General features: G+C 50.5%; 19 protein-coding genes and 1 pseudogene. 12 read left to right on the top strand and 8 right to left on the bottom strand.

Annotated features, from left to right (window positions below):
- The first annotated feature begins 173 nt into the window (after window positions 1–173).
- The 6 genes from FDY98_RS19605 (at window position 174) to FDY98_RS19580 (ending at window position 5,819) form a co-directional block, all read left to right on the top strand.
- On the top strand, window positions 174–1,166 hold the full coding sequence (locus tag FDY98_RS19605) for a TRAP transporter substrate-binding protein (protein ID WP_051430482.1): 993 nt from the start codon (window positions 174–176) through the stop codon (window positions 1,164–1,166).
- Window positions 1,166–1,972 (top strand): maleate cis-trans isomerase family protein, encoded by an 807-nt coding sequence (locus FDY98_RS19600; RefSeq protein ID WP_027958279.1) that lies wholly within the window; start codon window positions 1,166–1,168, stop codon window positions 1,970–1,972. The genes FDY98_RS19605 and FDY98_RS19600 overlap by 1 nt, the downstream gene beginning before the upstream one ends.
- Entirely contained in the window at window positions 1,959–2,474 is a 516-nt protein-coding gene (locus tag FDY98_RS19595) for a TRAP transporter small permease (RefSeq protein ID WP_027958278.1), read from the top strand. The genes FDY98_RS19600 and FDY98_RS19595 overlap by 14 nt, the downstream gene beginning before the upstream one ends.
- Before the next feature lie 10 nt (window positions 2,475–2,484).
- Window positions 2,485–3,765, top strand: a complete 1,281-nt coding sequence (locus FDY98_RS19590) for a TRAP transporter large permease (RefSeq protein WP_027958277.1) — start codon at window positions 2,485–2,487, stop codon at window positions 3,763–3,765.
- A 34-nt stretch (window positions 3,766–3,799) separates the two neighbouring features.
- Window positions 3,800–4,747: a CDF family Co(II)/Ni(II) efflux transporter DmeF gene (gene dmeF, locus FDY98_RS19585; RefSeq protein WP_027958276.1), complete on the top strand. Its 948-nt coding sequence runs from the start codon at window positions 3,800–3,802 to the stop codon at window positions 4,745–4,747.
- Between the two features lie 103 nt (window positions 4,748–4,850).
- Entirely contained in the window at window positions 4,851–5,819 is a 969-nt protein-coding gene (locus FDY98_RS19580; protein WP_027958275.1) for a LysR family transcriptional regulator, read from the top strand.
- A gap of 411 nt (window positions 5,820–6,230) precedes the next feature.
- On the opposite strand, the gene FDY98_RS19575 is transcribed toward FDY98_RS19580, so the two are convergent.
- Both FDY98_RS19575 and FDY98_RS19570 read right to left on the bottom strand, forming a co-directional pair.
- A complete protein-coding gene (locus FDY98_RS19575; RefSeq protein WP_155706105.1) occupies window positions 6,231–7,577 on the bottom strand; it encodes a DUF3604 domain-containing protein in 1,347 nt (448 codons plus the stop codon).
- A 41-nt stretch (window positions 7,578–7,618) separates the two neighbouring features.
- A complete protein-coding gene (locus tag FDY98_RS19570; protein ID WP_155706104.1) occupies window positions 7,619–8,662 on the bottom strand; it encodes a hypothetical protein in 1,044 nt (347 codons plus the stop codon).
- A 137-nt stretch (window positions 8,663–8,799) separates the two neighbouring features.
- Here FDY98_RS19570 and FDY98_RS19565 point away from each other — a divergent pair, with 137 nt between their 5' ends.
- The 5 genes and pseudogenes from FDY98_RS19565 to FDY98_RS19545 all read left to right on the top strand — a co-directional run bounded on the left by FDY98_RS19565 (window position 8,800) and on the right by FDY98_RS19545 (window position 14,172).
- Complete coding sequence (locus FDY98_RS19565) at window positions 8,800–9,726, top strand: tripartite tricarboxylate transporter substrate binding protein (RefSeq protein WP_027958274.1); 927 nt, start codon at window positions 8,800–8,802, stop codon at window positions 9,724–9,726.
- Window positions 9,723–10,199 (top strand): tripartite tricarboxylate transporter TctB family protein, encoded by a 477-nt coding sequence (locus FDY98_RS19560; protein ID WP_027958273.1) that lies wholly within the window; start codon window positions 9,723–9,725, stop codon window positions 10,197–10,199. The genes FDY98_RS19565 and FDY98_RS19560 overlap by 4 nt, the downstream gene beginning before the upstream one ends.
- Window positions 10,200–10,207: 8 nt before the next feature.
- Window positions 10,208–11,713 carry a tripartite tricarboxylate transporter permease gene (locus FDY98_RS19555; RefSeq protein ID WP_035537878.1) on the top strand — a complete coding sequence of 502 codons (1,506 nt, stop codon included), beginning with the start codon at window positions 10,208–10,210 and terminating at the stop codon, window positions 11,711–11,713.
- Window positions 11,710–12,477, top strand: coding sequence for a GntR family transcriptional regulator (locus tag FDY98_RS19550; protein WP_009286024.1), 768 nt, complete (start codon window positions 11,710–11,712; stop codon window positions 12,475–12,477). The genes FDY98_RS19555 and FDY98_RS19550 overlap by 4 nt, the downstream gene beginning before the upstream one ends.
- A gap of 338 nt (window positions 12,478–12,815) precedes the next feature.
- Window positions 12,816–14,172: pseudogene (locus FDY98_RS19545) on the top strand (IS3 family transposase).
- 68 nt (window positions 14,173–14,240) lie between these two features.
- Here the strand turns inward: FDY98_RS19545 and htc1 are convergent.
- The 4 genes from htc1 to FDY98_RS19525 all read right to left on the bottom strand — a co-directional run bounded on the left by htc1 (window position 14,241) and on the right by FDY98_RS19525 (window position 20,308).
- Window positions 14,241–16,226: a methyl-accepting chemotaxis protein Htc1 gene (htc1, locus tag FDY98_RS19540; protein ID WP_035538718.1), complete on the bottom strand. Its 1,986-nt coding sequence runs from the start codon at window positions 16,224–16,226 to the stop codon at window positions 14,241–14,243.
- Window positions 16,227–16,427: 201 nt separating this feature from the next.
- The gene (locus tag FDY98_RS19535; RefSeq protein ID WP_051430579.1) at window positions 16,428–17,084 is read right to left on the bottom strand and encodes a nucleotidyltransferase family protein; all 657 of its coding nucleotides are present in this window, start codon (window positions 17,082–17,084) and stop codon (window positions 16,428–16,430) included.
- Window positions 17,074–18,042 carry an XdhC family protein gene (locus tag FDY98_RS19530; protein WP_027957176.1) on the bottom strand — a complete coding sequence of 323 codons (969 nt, stop codon included), beginning with the start codon at window positions 18,040–18,042 and terminating at the stop codon, window positions 17,074–17,076. The genes FDY98_RS19535 and FDY98_RS19530 overlap by 11 nt, the downstream gene beginning before the upstream one ends.
- 37 nt (window positions 18,043–18,079) lie before the next feature.
- Window positions 18,080–20,308, bottom strand: coding sequence for a xanthine dehydrogenase family protein molybdopterin-binding subunit (locus tag FDY98_RS19525; protein WP_155706103.1), 2,229 nt, complete (start codon window positions 20,306–20,308; stop codon window positions 18,080–18,082).
- A gap of 209 nt (window positions 20,309–20,517) precedes the next feature.
- On the opposite strand from FDY98_RS19525, the gene FDY98_RS19520 reads away from it, so the two are divergent.
- Window positions 20,518–20,997: a MarR family winged helix-turn-helix transcriptional regulator gene (locus FDY98_RS19520; RefSeq protein ID WP_022521534.1), complete on the top strand. Its 480-nt coding sequence runs from the start codon at window positions 20,518–20,520 to the stop codon at window positions 20,995–20,997.
- Between the two features lie 44 nt (window positions 20,998–21,041).
- Here the strand turns inward: FDY98_RS19520 and FDY98_RS19515 are convergent, their stop codons facing one another.
- Window positions 21,042–21,707 (bottom strand): N-carbamoylsarcosine amidohydrolase, encoded by a 666-nt coding sequence (locus tag FDY98_RS19515; protein ID WP_027957174.1) that lies wholly within the window; start codon window positions 21,705–21,707, stop codon window positions 21,042–21,044.
- 50 nt (window positions 21,708–21,757) lie between these two features.
- Entirely contained in the window at window positions 21,758–22,534 is a 777-nt protein-coding gene (locus FDY98_RS19510; protein ID WP_009286021.1) for a maleate cis-trans isomerase family protein, read from the bottom strand.
- Window position 22,535: the final 1 nt, after the last annotated feature.

Below are 22,535 nucleotides of genomic sequence, written 5' to 3'. Positions count from 1 at the left end.
TATAACAGCAGTAATAAAATTTAGTGGCACGGTGTAGGCAGGGAAGCATCCAATAGCATTTATTGTTTGCCAAGTGTTTTAAATCTTACGATTAAAGAGAAGTGGCACAAAAAATGCTTATAGTTGGTATGCAGGCGCATGCCTGAATAATCCCTATATTGTGGAAAAAAAGCATGTTAAAACGAAAACTCCTGACGTATGCACTTATCTCCAGTTTATCATTTCCGATGGCCTCAACATTAGTTATCGCTGATGTTGCTAAGCTGAGACTAGCTGTTGAGACAACCTCGGGTGATCCTCTCAATGTTATGCTAACGAGCTTCAGGGACGCTCTCCAGGCGAGCGCCGAAGAGAGGGTTGAGCTTGAGTTCTTTGAAGGTGGGGCGCTGGGCAGTGAATCTGATTTGATTCAGTTACTTCGAGCCGAACAGGTGCAAGTATTGCCTATCGGGTCGGATATCGTTGAGCTAGACAGTAACTTCGCGCTTTTCGATATGCCTTTTATCTTTGCAGATAAGCAAACCGCGCGTGATGCCTTGGATGGAGAGCTTGGCGACCTGCTGGCCGACTCATTGCGTGACAAGAGTGGTCTTGAAGTACTGGCATTTGGTGAGCTTGGTTTTCGTGTGATTAGCAACAATCGTCGTCCGATCAATACGCCGGAGGATCTTTCAGGTCTGAAGCTGCGTACTCCTGGCAGCGCAACACGTATTCTTGCATTTGAAATGTTGGGTGCGGCACCGACGCCCATGTCACTTGGAGAGGTCTATATAGCGTTACGCCAGGGCGTTTTGGATGGGCAGGAGAATCCGCTTTCAGTATTGGAAGAGTTCTCTCTTTATGAGGTTCAGGATTACGTCTCTCTAACCAATCACGTTTACACCCCTATTACACTCGCCATGAGTGCCAACAGTTATGCATCGCTGTCGCCTGAAATGCAGGAGCGAGTAATCTCCGCTGCTCAGGAGGGGGCAAATAAAACCCGCCAGCTTTCTGATACCAGTGATGCCGAGCTAGTTGAGGTCTTCAACAATGCCGGAGTAGCGGTTAACCAGCCTGATTTAGCAAGCTTTCAAGCTGCCTCGGTGCCCATCCGCGATGCTATTTCTGAGCGTTTGAATGAAGCGTTCTGGGAGCAGGCACAGAATATCCTGGAGTTGAGATAATGAATTCATCTCATGAACAGCCGATGAGCAACCCTATGTTTCGCTATGACGGTAGCGGCGATGATGCGCGTATTGGATTGATTTATATGGCCTCAAGCATCGTGATGGAGGCTGAAATGTGGGCTATGTCGGCTCCTGGTGTTTCTACTCACACTACCCGTATACGGCTGCCAAAGGTCACCTTTGAGGGCATTGATGCAATGATGCGCTCTCCGGAAATTGAGCAGGCCGCAAAATTGCTCGGCTCTGCTCCCATTGATGTGCTCTGTTTCGGTGGTACCAGTGCGTCATTCCTGCATGGAACCGCCTACGACAAGGCCTTAATCGAAAAACTCAAGCAGTGGGCGCCAGGCCCGCAAGTCACCACTGCCTCAACGGCAACATTGGCGGCGTTAGCAGCCGTGAGGGCCGACAAAGTGGCCCTCGCTACTCCTTATGTGGATGCAGTGCATGAACGAGCGATCAACTTCCTGCAAGAGAATGGCCATGAAGTGCTTCGCCACGCCAATCTGAGGATTGATGAAGACCAGGCGTTAGCTGAAGTCTCTTTGCAGGAGGTGTATGACTTAGTGAAATCCGTTGATCATCCGGAGGCCAGCGCCATTTTTATCAGCTGTACCAACTTTCGTACCGTGGGGGTGATTGAAGCACTGGAAGCTGAGTTGGGTAAGCCCGTGATATCTGCTATTCAAGCCTCCTTTTGGCACTGTCTCGAGGCCGTTGATGTTAATGGCGCGCGCCCCGGTTACGGCTCGCTTCTTAAGCACCGTTTAGCGAAGGGAGCAGATGCAAATGAAGATCGTTAATTCGGGACGCTTGGCAATGGCTTCTTCATATCACATTGGACAGAAGTTACGAGTTCCAAAAGTAGGATTAGGCCTGGTAAAGATAACCGAAGCAGGCGCAGCCTGTTGCATTAGTAGTATCGCGTTACTTGTTTTCGCCAATGCCACCAGTCGTTATCTTTTTGGCCGCCCGCTACCTTGGACAGATGAAGTCGTCATTGCCTTAATGGTATGGGGCGCGGCGTTCGGGATTGTGTTGGCCAGTATCCGTGGTGCATTGATCTCTTGCGATCTATTGACCCGCTCTCTCTCGCCCGCTTGTTTGGTGCTGATGCGCAGGTTGTGCGCGCTGTTCAGTGCTGGAGTGATGAGTGTACTGGGCTGGCTGACATGGCAATACATTGATCTCTTTGGGAACGATGTAACCGCCATGCTCAGAGTGCCGAAGGGTATCGTCTATAGTGGGCTGCTATTTGGCTCTTTAGGTATGACCATCGCTTTTTTGCTCAGCTTACGTCGCTGAGGGAGCCATCATGTTGTTACTCGCTTGTGCCTCTATCGTGTTGCTTTGTCTGTTAGTAATTTTGGGTGTGCCCATCATTGTATCCCTGACGGCGGCCATACTGATGTATTTAATGTTTAGCGGTGGCTGGAGCTTAGCATTACCCCAGCAAACGCTGGCAGGTATCAGTGACTATATTCTTGTGACGATGCCACTGTTCATTTTTGCAGGCGCCATCATGAATGCTAGTGGCATTGCTGATCGCTTATTCGCATTTGCTGGAGCTTTGGTGGGGTGGATGCGAGGTGGCTTGGCACACGTCAATGTCACTTCAAGCATCATGTTTGGGGGGATGGTTGGGACTTCGGTGGCTGACTTAGCCGGTACTGGGTCGATTATGATCCCGAAGCTCAAACAAAATAACTATCCAGGCCCATTCGCAGCCGCGCTAACAGCAACCTCATCCGGTATTGGCATCTTAATTCCTCCAAGCTCGCCCATGATTCTCTACTCGGCGGTGACAGGTGTGTCATTAGGAGCACTATTTTTGGCGGGAGTGTTACCTGGATTGTTGATGGGCCTGTTGTTAATGCTAATTGTGGCTATTCAGGCGCGGCGACATGGCTGGAAACCTATAAGTAATTTTGCTTGGAACCGGGTTTTGACAACTGGAATGCAAGCGCTATTACCGATGGGGCTTCCATTTCTAGTATTAGGTGGGTTGGTTGTGGGGCTATTCACTCCCTCGGAGGCAGGTGCTTTTGCCGTTGCTTATGCGCTAGTGCTTGCCATGTTGGTCTATCGCACTCTCAGCTTTGCGCAGCTTTATCGTGCCATGGTGGACTCCACCGTATTGACAGGGGAAATTCTACTGGTGGTCGGGCTCTCCACTTCCTTCGGCTGGGCGTTGTCGCAGGCTGGTGTGCCAAGCGCTTTAGCGGCTGGTCTGGATACCCTTTTTCCTTTTGAATCAGTTGTGTTAAGAGTGCTCGTGCTGCTTTTATTGGCGCTTATTGCCGGCATGGTATTGGATCCATTGATTCCTATGATCATGCCAATACTTCTGCCAGCGCTGATGGCCATGGATGTCGACTTATTACACTTTGGTGTACTCATCATAGTGACAGTGGTGATAGGCCAAGTAACACCTCCTGTTGCATTAGCACTACTCGTTGCCGCCAAAATTGGCAACGAGGATGTGACGAGTGTTATTCGAGCGAATACTCTATTTCTTATTACGCTATTTGCCTTTCTACTGTTGCTTGTATTTATTCCGCAACTTTCGATGGCGCTGCCAACATTGATGCAGTGAACTTTACATCTTTAATATTTATTGAGGCTTTGTCATGAATCATCATTCTGGTGTCTTGGAAGCTTATCAACATCATCACTCATTCGGGCTTGATCAAAAAAACACGAATGAGAAACGTATCCTCTTTGTGACACTCATCACGATATTGGTAATGGCTTTGGAAGTGGTAGCAGGATATTTCTTCGGCTCCATGGCGCTGCTTGCTGATGGTCTCCATATGGGATCACATGCTATTGCATTAGGTATTAGTGCTTTTGCATATGCCTATGCCAGAAAACATGCCAATGATCCCTCGTTTACTTTTGGCACGGGCAAGGTTGATGCATTGGCGGGGTTTGCAGGTGCTATTTTATTAGGGGGTTTTGCTAGCGTCATTCTGGTAGAAAGTGGGTCGCGAATGCTGCAGCCACGAGCCATTGATTTTAATATGGCGATTCTTGTGTCGGTAATTGGCCTTGTGGTTAACATAGTGTGCGCCATCATCTTGGGCAAAAACCATGATCATCATTCACATTCACATAACGATGATCAAGTAGCTCCATCTAGGCAATCCCATGCACTAAGTTCCGCATATCTTCATGTTCTAGCCGATGCACTCACCTCTTTGTTGGCTATTATATCTTTGTTAGTGGCGAAGCATACTGGTTTGCTATGGGTTGATCCGTTAGTAGGTATTGTAGGCGCTTTTTTAATTGCGCGTTGGTCGTGGAAATTGCTGCGTACAACCTCTGCTAACTTGTTAGATAAGCGACCAAGTATAGCTTTACTTGAAAGTGTGCGGCAGGTAATTCAAGAAAGATCGTCAGATAGAGTTGTAGATCTTCATATATGGGAGCTAGGAGCAGGAAATCTTAGCCTAGCTATATCTATTATCTCAAAGAATCCTCTTACGCCGGATGAGTATCGAAGCCTGATTCCCTCCCAAATTAATATCGTCCACTCAACTATAGAGGTTAATGTTGTTGGCGAAAATGAATGGTGATTTTATGGATAAAGTTGTTGTTTGACTCCCATTTGGAGTGATTGTTTTTTATCGATGCTGGTAAGTTATAACCATAGACGGTTTTGATTGAAGTGAGAATATTATGCTTAGCAGAATTACACATCGCCAACTTGAATATTTTATAGCCTGCGGTGAAGAAAGCAGCATAATTAAAGCTTCTGAGAAAATTCACGTATCTTCACCCTCTATCTCTGCAGCTATAACGCACATAGAAGCAGAACTGGGTGTGCAGCTTTTTATACGCCACCATGCCCAGGGTGTCTCTTTAACTCCTATCGGCGGCATCGTGTTACAGGAAGCTAAGCTGATCGTTGAGCAGACAAAAAATTTGTATACATTGGCGTCAGACTCGATAAATGCAGTCAGAGGGCCATTGCGGGTAGGGTGCTTCAACTCGTTAGCGCCTATGATTGCACCTGAAGTGGTATATGGTTTTGCAAAGGCGTTTCCTGGTGTGCGAGTTACCTTAATAGAAGGGGATCACGATGAGTTAATTGAAGGGTTGCGACGATCCAAGATTGATATTGCCATTACTTATGACCTTCATATTTTTGAAGATGTGGAATTCACTCCCTTGGTAGGTTTACCACCTCATATTATTGTAGGGCATCATCATCCGCTGACCGAGTTTTCGGCGATAAGTATATCGGATCTTCGAGATTTTCCGATGATTTTCCTTGATTTACCCTATAGCCGAGAATATTTTCTTAGTCTATTTTCAAGTGCTGGGGAAGCCCCGCACATAAGGCTATGTTCAAATCAATTGGAAGTCGTAAGATCTATGGTGGCAAATGGGTTAGGTTACTCTATAGCCAATGTACGTCCCAAAGCCAATTTCTCTCAAGATGGAAAACGAGTTATTCGTCTGAAGCTCTCTGGGCAGCACCGACCATTGTATATAGGATGTGCAACTTTGAAAGGAGCTCAGCTTCCGAGGGTGGTAGAGGCTTTTGCTCAACGATGCAGCAATTTTATTTCTGAACAATACGTTCCAGGCATGTCGGCCCCCAGGTATTACGATGTACATTCAAACGAGTATGAGCACAGTTAAGTTGAGCAAAAAATAGCTAATTCATGATGGTGAGAATCATGGAGTTTTCCAGCATTGATTGGCGCTGTCTTCTCTTGGTGTTCATGATGATCAGGGAAAGCTCGCCAACGCAGAAGTGTCGGCGGTTATGTACGACGGTGAGCAGTTACTGCTGGCCAGCCAGCGACACGCCTATTCCTGGCGAGTATCGTTACGCGATCTTAGCCTTACCGATAACGGGCCGGATTCTATTCGCTTCCATCTCACGTGGCATGCCTTTGTAAAACCCTATTATGCTGACCTTGGTTGCCACTTTTTAGCTAAGCCCGCTGATACAACTTCTCCTACCATCCCTCAGGATAGCCGCCTACAGAGGGGGAGATGCTGACATAAATGCATAAGCCGCGCCTGGTTTCGACGCAGCCATGGCAATTATTTTTGGAACAAATATATAGGGGAAGTCCAAGCCTGGTTACCGTCCTCCAAGTTAACGCAAAGCCAAACTGGGGTATCACCGTCTTCTTCGATCTCTATTTCTTTTTGAAAGTGCGCTGAAGTAGCTAATCCGCCTGCAGGTAGCCGCTGGGCTATTAATTTCCGCTCAAGCCCTCCTGCACTCATTATTACCGGTTTGCCATCCATCTCTTTAAGTGTAAGTGAAAGCGCACCATGATTGGTTGTCACCTCAACTTCAGAGCTCTCTTCTTCAAGCCAAATATCACATCCCATCCGATTGCCAGTGGTAATCGTATTGAAAATCACACTTTTTGACCCGACTTGTTCTAAGGTTTGCTCAGGGTTTAAGCGATTGACTGGTGAAAACCTTTCTATACAACCACCATTGATTAATATTCGCCCCTGCCAGCGAGTATTACGGCCACGGCCACGATATTCTGCGCCTGACCACATGAGACGCAAACGATTACCAAGGTTTTTGTCTTCGTAACCACGCCATAGGGCAACCGTGCTTGTGCCTCGACGCAATTCAATGCTTTCAATACCGACGGGGGCGTCCACTGATACTGAAACTTTCACCTTTTTGTCCGTTATTTGCACAATATCACCCATAGTGCAGACAAAGACTTTTTCGGTTGCACAATCAGGCTCAGCGATAGGGTTGCGGTGAAACAGTGTTCCACCAGCGGTCAGCTCTGCCTTAATGTCTATGGCTACACGCGGGCCCGAGGTGCCGTAGGTATGGCGACGGCGAATCGCTTCAAAGACAGCATCACGTGTATTTTCTTTCATCAGAAAGCAAGTCAAGCCGCCATAGGCACCGAAAAATGAAGCGCCTGGATAAGAGGCACCGGGGCGACCTTTATGTCCATCAGAATTCGCAACGACCCCAACTCGACGACGCATAGGGAAGCCATCGGTTAATATCCATTCGAAACTACCCCACGCAGAGTGTACCTCCACCGCTGCTTCTAACCGGGGATCGTGATCGAAATGAATATTGGCATAGCGGCCTCCAACATGGGCATACATGACGGAGTCCACTGGCTCGTCATGAAGCCTGTTATAAAGGTCAGTCAGTGTATGTGCATCAGTGTCAAGGTCATCATGCTCCGCAACCAATGCGTGAGAACAGCGATATATTCTCGCCCCTTCCTTTCTAAAAAAGACGTTATGATCGCCACCCACTGCTGTATTGCCAGACCACTCGTAACCTGGTAACACAGTAAAAACACCGGGTTCATTCAATGTTTCTGTCAAATGATTGAGCTTTTTCCAGAAAGCCGGTTTAATTTGGAAATCATTAGCCTGGTGGGCTGTCACGTCCAGAAACGACTTGTTTCGAGCGAAATCAAAATAGTGCTCTATGGAGTTGGTGCCGACGGTCTCGCCGGTCTGCCCGTGTAGATCCCCCAGAAATGTGCTGGTCCATCAGTAAGAACCTGCATCGGCCCAGCTTCTACAACGGTTCCGTCTTCAGCAGTAAGCCAAATCCTCAATATCCCCTCTTCTGCGGCTACTCGCAGAGGTTCAATGCGCATCGCTCCACTGGCTGAAGCGAAATCAATGACACTCGGAAGGCCTTCGACGGGTAACGAGCTTTCAATAGCAAAGCGTGTACTGCCTTTTGATGTCGGGTTGCCCCAAAGATCCTCGGCTTTTAATCCAAGGCAGAAGACGTCGTTTAAGCGTCGGCGCGTCGGCAAAATTGCTAAATACCGATGCGCTGGCCCTGCTCCAACCGTGAACGCCAAATGAGTATCAGGCAATGGAATAAAATTGCCCGTAGCCTGCACGTCTGCCATTACGCGGATAACCCTTGCGCCTTCATAGAAGGTCGACATTAAGAGGCCAGGAGAACCTTCAGTCGTGTCGCCCAGCACAATCTCAATCGTCTCACCAGGTTTGAGGTAGCCGCCTCGCTGGTAAATCGTAAGGGTTTCATTCCATGGACGCTGTCCCCCGTTACGGTCATATTTTAGAAACAGCTGTCCATCACCGGATGAGCGCGCCGTAACGTAATTTGGAGCGGTTGGGTCGGTCGTCTGTAGTGACCCAGCGTCTGAGATTAACCTAAGGGCCAAGCGTATCGCGCCTGTATCGTCCAGGCCCAGCTTGCCAGTCGTGTATTGAATACGAAAAGTTTGGTAGCTACGCACTTCAACATGTTCAGGCCCACTCATCACCGCGGTGCCAAACAAGGCAGGATCAGTGCCCGGTGTCGTTAGGAGCTTAGATTCACCTATCATTTCAGGGTCTATATCGAGTCTTCCTAGCATGGGGAACCTTTGATGAGTTGTTTTGAGTTCAATTAAAACTACATAGTAATATAGGGATAAAAAAGTCAGAATAGCAAATTTTTGTTGACATATGCCCGCAAAGCCCTCTTTACTGTGAAGTAATAACAATAAGTCAGCACACTCACGCCAACTCCGCGTAGCAAAAAAATGCCCATTCGGCGTCAATTTATGCTTCACCGGCTATGAAGTTGGTTAAAATTCGCACAAAACTTCATAGTAATAACACTATAAACAGGAGTACTGAGATGCGTAAGCTTGTTCAAACAATTTTCATTCTCACTATGATGTCTCTGCCCTTTGCTGCTCTGGCCGACTATCCAGAAAAACCGATCACGCTCATTGTTCCCTATCAGGCAGGGGGATCTATGGAGACCATGGCGCGTGTTTTTGCCGAAGAACTGGGTAATGAATTGAATATAAATGTGCTTGTCAGGACCCAGCCTGGCGCAGGCGGAAAGATCGGCACGACCGCTGCATCTCGTGCTATAGCGGATGGCTATACATTATTATTTGCGCCAGAGTCTACCGTCCTGTGGCCCCCTATTGCTGAAAACGTGAACTATTCGCTGAGTAGTTTTGACCCCATAATTAGGGTTACAGACCTTCCCCAGGCAATCGTTACGTCTAAGAGCTCAGGCATTGAAACGTTCGAAGACTTGCTTGCACTCTCTGCTGCACAAAGCATGAGTTATGCTGATCAGAACTCAATCTCGCGCGCCTTTGTTGATTACATTGCCATGCGTGAACAGGTTGTTTGGGTAGCAGTGCCAACTAAAGGCGGCGGTGAAATGGTTCCCTTTTTGTTAGGGAATAAGGTGAATTTTGCATGGTCTGGCGGGGCCCATAACCGTTACTTAGATCAAATGAATGTTGTTCTCTCCATGACAGCAGCCCCTCAGGAAACGATGCCCGAAGTGCCAACCATGCAAGAAAGATATGGTGTTTCCATGCCTGGAGGCGCGACTATATGGGCTCCAGCCGGATTGTCAGAAGAATTGCGCGCCAAGTTAACAGAGGCTGCTATTACCGCCGCTCATTCCGAAGCCTTCAATGACTTAATGATGAACACGCTCGGTTTTCCTTTAGCGGATCTAACTGGAAGCCAATTAACGGCAGAACTAATGGCCATTAATGAAGATTTGGCAGCCATTTATGAGGAGACTGCGCCATGATAGATCAGAAACCTTGTACACAAGATGCTTCTGATCGTTTCGATTTTTTAATAGGTGCAATTACCGTCAGCTTCGCGCTGTTTGTTATTTTCTTGCTGATTCCAGTCGGTGTGGAAACGACCACGTATCACAGCCAGCTTTCTCCTGGTTTTTTTCCTAAACTGGCTTGCATTTTCATTGGGCTATTTGGCGCGATGCTAATGTTTAAGAATCGCCACTGGGCGCTCCGACGAATTCCTCATAACGGCTCCCGTATATTGCTAGAAACTCTCGCTTGGCTTGCGTGGGCCATTGCCACAATGTTGTTACTCATGTATGTAGGATTCGTCGTCACCGCCGCCGTATCATGTTTTACGGGCATCGTATTAGCTGGCCAGCGCCGCTATTTAATCCGATGCGCACTAGGCTCAATATTACTGCCGCTGGCCCTTCAGCAACTCGCATGGCATGCCTTTTATATTCAACTGCCCTGAGGTCATCCATGTTAGATATTATCTTACAGGCATTCGCAGCAGCGTTAGAGCCGATGAATTTACTGTTCATCGCTTTAGGAATTGCCTTAGGCATTGTGATTGGTGTTTTGCCTGGACTCGGCAGCGTAACCGCCATGGCGGTACTGATACCGATAACCTTTTACATGTCCCCGTTAGCTGCCATTGCTTTCCTAGTAGGAGTCAATAAAGGAGGGACATCCGGTGGGGCCATTCCGGCTATTCTGTTAAATTCTCCCGGCTCACCCGAGGCAGCAGCAACGGCCTGGGATGGCTACCCTATGGCTAAGCGCGGAGAAGCTTTTCGTGCAATGAAATTCTCGCTTTTTTCATCGGTTACCGGCGATACGATTTCTGATTTACTACTCATCGTCCTTGTTGTGCCTTTTGCCGCCTTCGCATTGCAGTTTGGGCCAGTAGAATATACAGCTGTATTGTTATTCTCATTTGCATTAATTGCTGGAATTGCAGGAGATTCACCCTTAAAAAGTGGAATAGGTATCTTCTTTGGTATTCTACTCTCAACGATAGGCCTTGACCCCGTTGCCTCCACTTCTCGCTTCACATTTGGTCAACTTAAATTAGAAGATGGCCTCTCACTGTCAGCTTTGGCAATCGGCGCGCTTGCACTCTCATCTGTGGTTATTCAGCTTTCTGATCTCATCACACGGCGTGAAAAAGATGACTTCGCCTCGAATCAAGCTGATACGAAAGCAGGCCGATCTGTTTCTGCACGTGAATTTTTCTCTTACTGGCGCACGCTAATCCGAGGGGCATTGACTGGCTCTCTTGTTGGGATGCTACCAGGGCTAGGCGTAACCTTAGCCTCTTTTCTATCTTACTCAGCCGCTAAACGTGCTTCCAAAAACGGCGATAACTTTGGTAAAGGAGAGCCCGAGGGTATCATTGCTACAGAAAGCGCCAATAGCGCTGTGGTTGGTTCTAACCTGATTCCAACAATCGCACTTGGCATTCCTGGCAATATCGCGGCAGCATTACTTGTTGGCGCCCTAGTTATGCATGGTGTTGTACCGGGGCCTTTCATGCTGAGCATGCATGGGGAGCTTATTTATGGACTCTTCGCCTCCATGATTTTGGCGAATATTTTCCACCTTATAATTGGCCGGGCGGGTTTATCACTATGGGTGCAGTTTGCTCGTTATCCACGTCGCCTGATTTTGCCGCCAGTGCTCATGTTTTGTATCTTTGGTATTTACCTTCCGACCCAATCGCTTTGGGACGTCGGTGTAATGTTAGCTTTTGCGGGTCTAGGTATTCTTTTTACTCGTGCGCGAATTTCAATTGTGTGCACTGTCATCGGTTTTCTATTAGGAGGAATGTTTGAAACTTCTTTACGCCAAGCTCTCTTGCTTCATCAAGTAGAAGGGATCTCAATTCTGGCGAGCCCATTAGCACTAGTATTCTTGCTACTTACAATCGCCGTTCTTTCACGTGCAATATGGCGAAGCCAAAAGGAGAGTAACAAATCGGCATGACTAAAAAAAATCAGGATGCTGCCCTGTGCTCTTTATTAATACAGAAACTAAAAGAAGAGCGTCACCGCAATCCACAAGAAACCAAGCGTACTGCACTGCGGCTAGCTTTGATGGCAGCTATACGGGAAGGAAAGGTCAAGCCTGGAGAACGGTTACCATCAGAAAGCGAGCTGGCGAGAAGCCTTGAGCTTTCACTCGGCACAGTGCAAAGCGCACTGGGTCAGTTGCAGGATCTGGGGTTAATCGTGCGTCGACGCGGAGACGGCACTCGCATAGCGGATGCAGAACCGCTAGGCCCTAATATTTGGCATTTCCGCTTCCGTGTTGCCGCCACAAATCGTCCACTACGCCTGACACAGGTCAAGGTCGAGGTACTCCGCACCAATGAACGTGGCCCCTGGAGCGAACACTTGGGCCCCGGGCCTTACGTTGTCATTCGTCGACGTCTCACTGGTGATAACATCAACCTTGGTGCAGAAATGTACTTACCGCAGAGACTGATAAATATAGATGATATTGAATTGAGTGAATTAGAAGGCGTCAATCTTCGCATCTGCCTTGAAGCATTTTTGGGGCAACGCTCTCATCAAGCAAATACGCTCATTGCAATAAACCACCTCTCTCTCCGTCATGCTGCTTTGTTTGAAATGCGGCCTGATAACGCGACATTCTGTGTAACAGCCTGTACATCACTAGGCGATGGTAGCCCGTTCTACTATCAGGATATCTATGCACCTTCTGACTTGTTAATATTAGAAATTTAAAAGCACTGAATAGCCCCAACTTGATGGGCGCCACACTTAAGAGTTCAATCATGCTCACAAAGGGGTTGAACATAATGAACAGGCTTTTCAGCGAAGAGCAGATCATAGGTTTCTTGGGCGAAACAGAGCAGGGGCTTCATTAAGGAGCTATGGCATGAGCAGCGTGATATTTTACAGGGAGGTGAACTAAGTTCGGCGGTATGAATGCTATGCCAGTGAAACTCTCTATATACTTTTGCATATTGGTCACGAAAGTTTACGAACTTTAAGCTAAAAGGCACCCAAGCTGAACTGCACCCCAAAAGTTGGACGCTCATCCAACGATTGGGGTGTTTTTCATGACGAAACATAATGAAGCGTTCAAGTTACTAGTAGTGCAACGCTACGCAGAAGGACAGCAGGGTTACAAGAGTCTGGCCAGACAGTACGGTCTTGGCCCTACAACCGTCAGGCGTTGGGTTAAACACTTTGAACAGCATGGTCTAAGTGGCTTGCAGAAAAAGTTCACCCACTACAGCGCTGAGTTCAAATTAGCGGTGTTGCAACAGATGAGGCAAGAGGAGCTATCAGCCTTACAAGCGACGACTCTGTTCGATATTCGAGGTGGTACGAGCGTCGTACGGCAGTGGGAAAGCCAGTATCATGAAGGAGGCTTCCAAGCGTTGGAGCCTAAAGCCCGAGGACGTCCGACGAAGATGCCTACAACAGAGCCCCCAAAGCCCCCACTTCCACTGACGGATAAGAGCTCGCTGGAGCAGCTGCTCCAAGAGAATGAGTACTTGCGTGCTGAGGTGGCCTACCTAAAAAAGTTGAGGGCCTTGCGTCAGGCAAAAGAACAAGCCGCGCAGAAAAAGCGCAGATAGTCCTTGAGCTGAAGCAAGGCCACCCTTTGGCGGTGCTGCTAAAAGTAGCAGAATTGTCGCGTAGTACGTTCTATTATCAGGCAAGGGCTCAGCAGTTGGAAGATCGGCATGCTGGTCTGAAGCGACGCATTCACGTCCTCTACGAGCATCACAAAGGCCGCTACGGTTATCGCCGAATCACAGCAGCGTTGCGTCAGTCGGGCGAGCAGGTCAACCATAAGACAGTCCAGCGCCTAATGCAGCATCTAGGCTTGAAGTCGCTGGTACGCCCGAAGAAATACCGCTCCTATCGTGGACAACAGGCCAGTGTTCCCAATCTTCTTGCCCGCCAGTTTCATGCTGAACGACCCAACCAAAAGTGGGTAACCGACGTCACGGAGTTTAATATCCGAGGCGAAAAGCTGTACTTGTCGCCTGTGATGGATCTCTACAACGGGGAAATCGTGTCCTACTCAATGCAGAAACAGCCGCAGTACTCGCTGGTAGGGGGATGCTCAAGAAAGCCTTGGCTAAGTTGGCCGACCAAGACGCGCCTTTACTGCATTCTGATCAAGGCTGGCAATATCAGATGTCAGCTTACCGGCGTAAGCTCAGCGAGCATGGCGTGATTCAGAGCATGTCACGTAAAGGCAATTGCCTGGATAATGCCGCAATGGAGAGCTTCTTTGGTACGCTGAAGTCAGAATATTTTTACCTGAACCGCTTTGACACCATTGAGCAATTACAGGCGGGCATTCGGCACTATATCCATTACTACAATCACGAGCGGATTAAGACCAAATTAAAAGGCCTGAGTCCGGTGCAGTACCGAAATCAGGCCTTGGCTGCTTAGTTTTTCACTGTCCAAGTTTATGGGGTCAGTCAAAGCGGGTGCCTTTTAGCCTTATTAATGATGAGAAATTAGAACTCTTCCCATTCCGCCACTTCATGCTTTTGCTGAGTGGCCTGGGGAGGGCGGCTAGGTGCTTGAGGTAGTGCAGTGCCTGTCCGCGCTTTATGTGCTGCCGTATAGGGTAGCGCAGAGTTCTCAGCGCCGCCTTCACTGAGCACAAACTCGCTCATCAGTTGATCCAGCCGTTGCGCATTATCGCGCATATTGGTGGCAAGCGTGGCGCTCTGGCTGACCATGGCAGCATTCTGCTGGGTCATCATATCCATCTCTGCCACTGCGGTATTGACCTGTTGGATGCCAGTGGTTTGTTCCCGGGCGCCGGCAGCAATCTCGGCGATCACATCCGACACTTGAGTAACGCTGTGGCGAATCTCCTTCATGCGATCAGCCGCCGCCTTGACAATATCACCGCCTTCTTTTGAATGACTCACGGACATATCAATCAGTGCACGAATATCATGTGCCGCAGATGCCGAGCGACTGGCGAGTGTGCGGACTTCGCTCGCTACAACAGCAAAACCACGGCCCTGCTCGCCAGCGCGGGCAGCCTCCACCGATGCGTTCAGTGCCAATATATTGGTTTGAAATGCAATCGAGTCAATCAAGCCAATAATGTCGCTTATTTTATTGGCCGAATCACTAATCGCGGCCATCTTGGCTTCCATTTGATTCATCGAATCGGTGCCACGTTCTGAGGCATTGGCGGCTTCTAGCGCGAGGCTATTCGCCTGTTCGGAGGCCTGGGAAGTATGCGCTACCGTGGAGTGAATTTGCTCCATTGAGGCAGACGTTTCCTGGAGGTTAGCCGCCGCTTGTTCGGTACGCGATGAAAGCTCATGAGTACCATCCGCCATATCGCTGGCATCGGATAATACCGTGCGAGCGTTTTGGCGCACTTCCTGAAGGGTAGACTGCATACGCTCGACAAAGGCATTAAAGCCGTGGGCGAGGTCGCCAATTTCATCCTGGGTTTTGGCTTCTAAACGGCGCGTTAAATCACCTTTTCCTTTGGCAATATCAGCCATGGCACTGGCGGTATGCTTGATGGGGGCAAGTGAGCGCCGCGCCGCATAGGCAACCACCACCAACAGCAATGCCAATAGCAGTCCACCCGCCAGCAGCAGCGACTGCAGCAGGCTATTAGTCACGGTCGTAAAGGCGGTGATGGGTACGGTGACCCCGACCACCCAGGAAGTGCCTTCCACCGGGCTCCACATGAGCACGGTCTGCTCACCGCTGGGCATGGTTATTTCACCGGAGCCTGCCGTGCCGCTGAGTATTTGCTGACTCAATGCATCCAGGCCTTGGTAGCCCTGCTGGTCGGCATCGGTGTAATTGAGCGACATGCGATACTCTTCAACCGGATGAGCAATGACTTGCCCTTGGCTGTCGATTAGCCAGCCGTAGCTGCCATCGCCAACATTAATATCGGAGGTAATATCAGATACGGCGGCCATGGAAACGGTCATGCCCAGCAGTCCCGCTCGATTGCCACGCTCATCGAATACAGTATCAGCGACAATAGCCGTTGGCAGGCCACTCACCATGGAGATAACCGGATCGCTTAGCAGACTATCCTGGGTGCCGTCAGTCACTAAGGCTTTGAAATAAGGACGTTCGGCTATCTCCAAGTTGACGCCTGCGTGAGTTAGGGTTGCTCCGGATGCGTCAGCAAAGAACAGTGACTCGATGGTGCCCCCTGGTGGGTAGCGCTTTTCGAGCCAAGCGCGGTGAGACGCAAGCGGCACGTCTTCCACCAAACGCTCATCCTGAGCAAGTACGGAGATCCAATTACGGTACCCGGTAATCCAGCGGCTGATTTCATCTGCCCGTGCTTCTACCTGCCGCTTACCGGCATTATCGATTAACGCTGGAATAGCCTGGTTAAGCTGTTGATTGACGACAAAGCCTAAAATGACGGCTACCACTAAGAGAGGTATAGCGACAGCGACCAGCAGTTTCTGCGTCAGTGAAAGACGAGAAATTTTTTTCATTTGTTGCCTCGATATGTTGGCCAGAAGCAAAGCACGAGGATGTTGATGAGTGCCATGCTTTGACTGTTTAATGGTTCCCTGGGTGTTATTCTTACTACCGCTAATCATTAACGGTCGATCCTGCACTTGCTTAAATATTTGATTTTTTTAATATCTTTTCGACTAATATAATAATGTTAAACTGAAAGTCTGTTTCAGATTTTAATGTAATTTTTGTTGTGATTTTTGTTGTAGTCTTGTATGCATTTTCGCGCTTCTTGTATTTTTTTGTGATTTTGTTAAATCATCGAGGTAGTCGACGTCAGTGCACACGCCTGGGTCGTTGAGAGAGGCATAAATAACACAGTCGCTATGCTTTTTGATGACAGGACTTGCACCTCTGTCATTTTCTAAAAGTGCCAGTTCGTGCCAGAATTCTCTTCCAAAAACAACAGGGTGCCCAGGGTTTTCTTGGTGTATTGGCTGTACGATACTCCCTGGGGTGGCCATTTTTGTTAATACACCGCATGTCTCTTCACTTACCCAAGGGAGGTCGGCTAACCATACTGCGGCAGCACGATAATGATGTATGCTTTCATCGCTGCAGAGTTGTCTAAAAGCATCGCTAATACTGTAACCAAGGCCTAAATGACTGCGCTGACTAATAATAATGTGATTCGTTGGTGTAAGGCCGAGTGACTGGGCGTTATCTTCGGGTTTGATAACAACGCGGCTATTAGAAAAAGTTTTCTGAATAGTTCGTAAAGTGGAGCTAAGCAGCGTTTCCCCATTGCCTAACTTGGCGACTCTTTTATCGCTGCCAAAGCGGCTTGATTGCCCTGCCGCCATCACGATGACTATGATATCGCTACAAGGCATGGCGTTCTTTTCCGCGAGAGAGGCGAGCAATATCGGCCATCACGGCTAGCGCAATTTCAGCCGGTGTTTTGCTACCCAGATTAAGCCCAATGGGCATGGCAATTCTTGCTACTTGGCTTTCCGTCAGGCCGCCAGAACGTAGCAGTCGTTCGGCACGCTGCTGTGATGTCTGCTGAGAGCCCATAACGCCAATGTAAAAGGCTTCCGTTCGGACGGCTTCGATCATCGCTAAATCATCGATACGCGGGTCATGGGTCAAGGCCACAACGGCGGTATTGGCATGGCAACCGCCAGAGGCAATAAACACGGAGGGCAGTACCGCCTGCACTTCCACTCCGGCGACAGCAAAATTTTGCCTAGGCTCGTCTCTGGGGTCGCAGACAATCACTTCAAAACCAAGCGTTTGGGCAAACAGCGCACAGGGCGCAGAGACTGAAGAGATCCCCGCGATAATCAGCCGTAGCGCAGGGCCTATGCGAATATTGACGCTATCTGTATCGAAAGTAACGGTGGGCTCGGTGTTATTCGATGGGTTAAAGCGCTTGCCGCTGCCATCCAGTGTGATACAGCGGGTTAGCGGTTGGCGACCCAGTAGCGTGGCATGCATCACTTCTAGGTGAGTGAGGTTTTCGGTGTTGGGCGCTAGCCGTTCAACCAACACTTCAAGGCGACCACCGCAGGGTAAACGAATATTCGCTGAACCAGCGTCACCGCCATAGCGCACCCGTTGAACCGGTTCGTTAAACTCACCCTTTTGAAGCCTTGCGATAAAGTCTTCTTCGACACAGCCACCTGACAGTGACCCCAGATAGTCGCCTGTCGAACATGCGACCAGCATGGCACCCGGCTCCCGGGGGGCCGAGCCAAAAGTTTTCAGAACTGTGCATAGCCAAACGGTCAGCCCCTGGTTGGCCCATTTCAACGCACGTTCGATAACCTGTAGATCAAGATGGTGCATTAAATCGCCGCCTCCATGGGGAGTCGAAGGGCGGCTTTCAGTGCATCGCGAATGGTGTCAGGGGTAAAAGGGGATGGGTAAAGCGTACCCCCGTGGCATCAAAAAGCGCGTTGGCAATCGCGGGAGCGCCGGGCAGTGAGGCGGACTCCCCAACACCGAGTGGGGGCAGTTCAGGGCGATCAAGCAGCATGACGTCGATGGGAGGCAGCTCCGAGAAACGCAGAATAGGGTAGCCGCCCCACTCTCTGCTGGTTGGTAAACCATCCTCAAAGGTTACCCGCTCCTTTAAAGTGCGGCTGAGCATCTGGATCACATTACCATGCACCTGATGGCGAACGCCGGCGGGGTTCACCATCAGGCCCGCATCCTGACCTACATATAGGTTCTCGACGACAACCCGTCCACTCTTCACATTGACTTTAAGCTCAATCACCCAGGCGGCGAGCGCGGCACCAAAGCCGGGAAATTTACTATGTACGTACTGGGCGTAAGCGAATCCTCGGCCGTAGCGCCACTCGCCATCGCTACTCGGATTGGTGTTAGCGGTGCAGGGTTTCCAGTTCGCACGTTCGGCTAACGCTTCGACAAGCTCGCAGGCGCGGTTATCGGCTAAGTAGCGCAACCGATAGGCGACAGGATCTTCACCCGCCAAGTAGGCGAGTTCATCAATATAGCTTTCGTGGGCGAAAGTGCTGGGCAGCGCCGAGACACCACGCAGCCAGGAGGCGCGCACCAGGGTCGGGACGTCGTCGCACACTATTTGGCGATGAGGGTAGCGGTAGGGCGGCACCGATGTTCGATCCCCCATTTCAAAGGGGATATCAATAGGTGGGGCAGCACCGGTCAGCAGTAGTGCCAGGGTGGGCGCACTGTTAGAGGGGTAGCGCGTATTAAAGCGATAGCCTGCTGGGCTGCCATCTGCGTTTAAGCCTCCCTGAATGGCCATATACTGAGCAGCCCCTTTAGGCTCCCAGGTGTGCTCCTGCTCACGGGTTAGTTGTACACGAACAGGTCGACCCACCGCCTGAGAGAGCAGCACTGCATCCGCGCCAACGTCGTCGGCGCAGTTGCGGCCATAGCAGCCTGATGTTTCCATACGGGTAATGGTGATAACACCTTCATCCAAACCGGTAAGGCGGGCGAGGTCGGCGCGCAGGCTGTGTGGATTTTGGGTGCCCGACCATACGTGAAGGCCATCTTCGTTGGCATCGGCGACAGAGCACGAAGGGCCGATGGAGCCATGCAGTTGGAAAGGCCACACATAGTGACGATTGAGCGGATGTTGTGCGGCGGCCAGAGCGCTGTCGAGATCACCCTCTTCGAGGAGTATGCGCTGCTTGCTGGGCAGGTCGAGCAGTGCTTGCTCTATGTTGTCCAACTGAGGCAAGCCTTCGATTGGGCGCCACTGGATCTTTAGCTGCTTGGCTGCGGCAGCAGCCTGCTCTTCACGCTCGGCCACCACGCCAACAAAGTCACCGACCACCACGACGCTTATCACACCTGGCAAATGCGCCACAGAGCTTTCATCTACCGCGATTAAACTGTTGCCAATAAAGTCGCCGCTATCATGGCCTACATAAGGCGGACGAATCACTCGCCCATGCAGCATGTTGGGCAGACGTAGGTCGTGGATAAAGGTCAATTGCCCAGTGGCCTTGGCGGGTATATCCACGCGGGAGGTCGATTGGCCGACCAGGGTATAATGGCTGACCGGCTTAAGCGGCACCTCATCGGCAAGCTTTAATGCATGACGGGTGCCCCGCAGCAACTCCCCAAAGCTAACGGATGAACGGTTATTATCACTTGGCGTAATAGCGCCGTTCTGGCAGCTAAGTAGTGAGTGCTCAGTGTCAAAGTGCTTGCTGCCAGTTAATAGGTACTCCCGCGCCTGTGCCGCAGCTCGGCGTAAAGGCTCGGCAGTGATCTGAATCGATGCACTGGCTATGGTGGGGCCTTGGTTGGGGGCTTCAACGGAGTTGCCCAGCACCATGGTGACGCTGTCGAACGCGACGCTGAGCTCTTCTGCAACAATTTGAGCGAGCGCCGTGCGTATGCCCGTGCCCAGGTCTACGTGGCCGTTGAAAGCCACGATATGACTAGCGCTCAGTACGGCAATGAATATCTCAGGCTCATGGGGGGTGAAGTTTGAGTGTGTACCTGGCTGTCCGGGCGCGGGCTTGGGGGGCGTAACCGGGTCGCGATAGATCACCAGAACATCAGACCCATACAGCAGTGACTCTCTTGTATAGTCTGATTTATCAGCCATGTCTGCCTCCCACGCTCGCGTTTACGATGATCAGTGCGGATGAATTTTAGGTGATGAAAGAGCGATAACTAAGGTAAAATTATAGCGTGTACGCCATAAAAGCATGATGAATTGATCCAGCGCAAGGAGTATTTCATACGTTGATGCATCATTTTGTTAACCAGTGCCATACTCGATACACGACGTCGCCAATAGATTAAGGATATGGAATGACAACGGATAGTGCGTTCAAACACTCGTCTTCCGGCGAGCACTCTACGCCTTCAGAGCAAGGGTATGATTTTTCTGAGCAAGTAGGGCATCTACTGCGTAAAGCCTACCAGCGGCATACGGCTATTTTTCAGCGCTACAGCAGCGATAAACAGCTCACGGCCATTCAATTTGTAACGCTATGCACGGTGATGGAGCGCGGCCCCAGCTCGTTAACCGATATCGTCAACGCCACGGCGATTGATCCCGCCACTATCCGTGGCGTCATTAAACGTCTTAAAGCGCGGGGGTGGATCTCGCTAACCACCGACCCCAATGATCAACGCAAAGTCATGGTCGTGATCACTGAGGCCGGGGAGACATTAGTCGAGGCTATGGTGCCCAGTGCCAAGCAAATTAGCGATCAGACCATGAAAAATCTCAACCCGGCAGAGCGGGTTGCCTTAATGCATCTGCTGGAAAAAATGAACGCGGACTGATGACTCAACAGAGACGTCCGCTTCACCTGCGTTTTCGGATACTCCTAACGCTTCATTAAGTATCCCAGTGTTTCATCCAGTCCAATCACATCGCCATATTTGCTATCGATATCAAACAGGTTAGCTTCATGGGGCGCGGGGTGACGGTCACCCACGCAGTCACGCACGACCATCACCCGAAAGCCGTGCTGTACTCCATCAACGGCGGTGGCGCGAATGCAGCCGCTGGTGGAGCAGCCGGTGATGATCAGCGTATCGATACCCATGGCGACCAGCGTGGAGGCGAGCGAGGTGCCAAAGAACGCGCTGGCATACTGCTTGGTCATTACCAGCTCGTCTTCACGGGGTGCCACCTCGGAGCAGAACTCGGCGTAAGGGTTGCCCGCCACCATCGCCCGCATGACCGGCGCCTTCTTGACCCAAATGCCGCCATCGATTTGATCCGGGGCGTGATACAGGATGTTGGTGTGGATAACAGGCGTGCCAGTGCGCCGTGCGGTATTGAGTAGCGGCGGCATATTGGCCACCGCATCCACCACGCCCTGGGCAAATAGCGGCGAACCTGGTGTGGTGTAGCCTTGCATAAAATCAACCACCAGCAGCGCGGGCCTTTTGCCAAAGCCGATGCGCCCATCCCACACGCCTCGGTAGTTGTCCGTGGCAGTGTTATCGCTAACGCCATCGCTGTTATCAGTCGTGTGTGGTGACATGGTCGTCTCCTTAATCAGCACTCTATATCGTCAATAAGTACCTGATCTCGTTAGTAAGCCCCTGACAAGAGGGCGCCCGCGCCCGGTACGATGGGCTCCAGGTCGAGTGCCTTGAGCATGGCGTAGGTGGTCGCAATCGCGGCGGTAACCACCGGCTTGCCGGTCAGGGCTTCGACCTTGGCGACGGCCGGCAGTGACGGCATTTGCACACAGGCTGACAAGACGATGGCGTCCACGTTACTTAAATCGAGACTGGCGACGATTTCGGGGAGATTGGCGGGGTCGTGGCGAGCGACATCCAGGTTATTGGGGATCTCAAGCGCCCGGTAGTCGAGCACGTCAATGCCTTCCTGACGGATGTAGTCCACCACCATTTCGGTCAGCGGCTTCATGTAGGGGGCCACCACCACCACACGTTTGGCTTTCATCACACCCAGAGCATCAACCAGGGCACCGGCGCTGGTGACCACCGGCGTGTCGCAGCCGTTCTCTTCGGTGCGGCTGCGCAGACGCTTTTGCGACTCTCGGTGGTAGCCGGGCCCCATCGCCATAATGGCAACCAGGCAGGCATACCCCATCACATCCACTGCGGCATCGGAGAGCTCCAGGGCGCAGCGATCCGACTCCGCATCCATAGCGGCCAGCTCGTCCTTGCTGACGTTCTTCATGCGCATGCGGCTGGAGTGGAAGGTAAAGCGCTCCGGGCGGATTAACTGCCGTGCCGTAAGCATGGCGGGTATTTCGGTCTCCATGGTGATATTGGAGCTGGGGACGATCTGGCCGATACGGTAGCTTTTGATCTCGTTCTTTATATAGTTGCTGGTCATG

It is taken from the genome of Halomonas sp. PA16-9, from assembly GCF_009728585.1.
Taxonomy (GTDB): domain Bacteria; phylum Pseudomonadota; class Gammaproteobacteria; order Pseudomonadales; family Halomonadaceae; genus Vreelandella; species Vreelandella titanicae.
This window is presented reverse-complemented; position numbering and strand designations above follow the sequence as displayed.

Coding starts and splice junctions, on each gene's coding strand:
- FDY98_RS19605 (WP_051430482.1), top strand. CDS start 174: ATGTTAAAACGAAAACTCCTGACGTATGCACTTATCTCCAGTTTATCA.
- FDY98_RS19600 (WP_027958279.1), top strand. CDS start 1,166: ATGAATTCATCTCATGAACAGCCGATGAGCAACCCTATGTTTCGCTAT.
- FDY98_RS19595 (WP_027958278.1), top strand. CDS start 1,959: ATGAAGATCGTTAATTCGGGACGCTTGGCAATGGCTTCTTCATATCAC.
- FDY98_RS19590 (WP_027958277.1), top strand. CDS start 2,485: ATGTTGTTACTCGCTTGTGCCTCTATCGTGTTGCTTTGTCTGTTAGTA.
- dmeF (WP_027958276.1), top strand. CDS start 3,800: ATGAATCATCATTCTGGTGTCTTGGAAGCTTATCAACATCATCACTCA.
- FDY98_RS19580 (WP_027958275.1), top strand. CDS start 4,851: ATGCTTAGCAGAATTACACATCGCCAACTTGAATATTTTATAGCCTGC.
- FDY98_RS19565 (WP_027958274.1), top strand. CDS start 8,800: ATGCGTAAGCTTGTTCAAACAATTTTCATTCTCACTATGATGTCTCTG.
- FDY98_RS19560 (WP_027958273.1), top strand. CDS start 9,723: ATGATAGATCAGAAACCTTGTACACAAGATGCTTCTGATCGTTTCGAT.
- FDY98_RS19555 (WP_035537878.1), top strand. CDS start 10,208: ATGTTAGATATTATCTTACAGGCATTCGCAGCAGCGTTAGAGCCGATG.
- FDY98_RS19550 (WP_009286024.1), top strand. CDS start 11,710: ATGACTAAAAAAAATCAGGATGCTGCCCTGTGCTCTTTATTAATACAG.
- htc1 (WP_035538718.1), bottom strand. CDS start 16,226: ATGAAAAAAATTTCTCGTCTTTCACTGACGCAGAAACTGCTGGTCGCT.
- FDY98_RS19535 (WP_051430579.1), bottom strand. CDS start 17,084: ATGCCTTGTAGCGATATCATAGTCATCGTGATGGCGGCAGGGCAATCA.
- FDY98_RS19530 (WP_027957176.1), bottom strand. CDS start 18,042: ATGCACCATCTTGATCTACAGGTTATCGAACGTGCGTTGAAATGGGCC.
- FDY98_RS19525 (WP_155706103.1), bottom strand. CDS start 20,308: ATGGCTGATAAATCAGACTATACAAGAGAGTCACTGCTGTATGGGTCT.
- FDY98_RS19520 (WP_022521534.1), top strand. CDS start 20,518: ATGACAACGGATAGTGCGTTCAAACACTCGTCTTCCGGCGAGCACTCT.
- FDY98_RS19515 (WP_027957174.1), bottom strand. CDS start 21,707: ATGTCACCACACACGACTGATAACAGCGATGGCGTTAGCGATAACACT.
- FDY98_RS19510 (WP_009286021.1), bottom strand. CDS start 22,534: ATGACCAGCAACTATATAAAGAACGAGATCAAAAGCTACCGTATCGGC.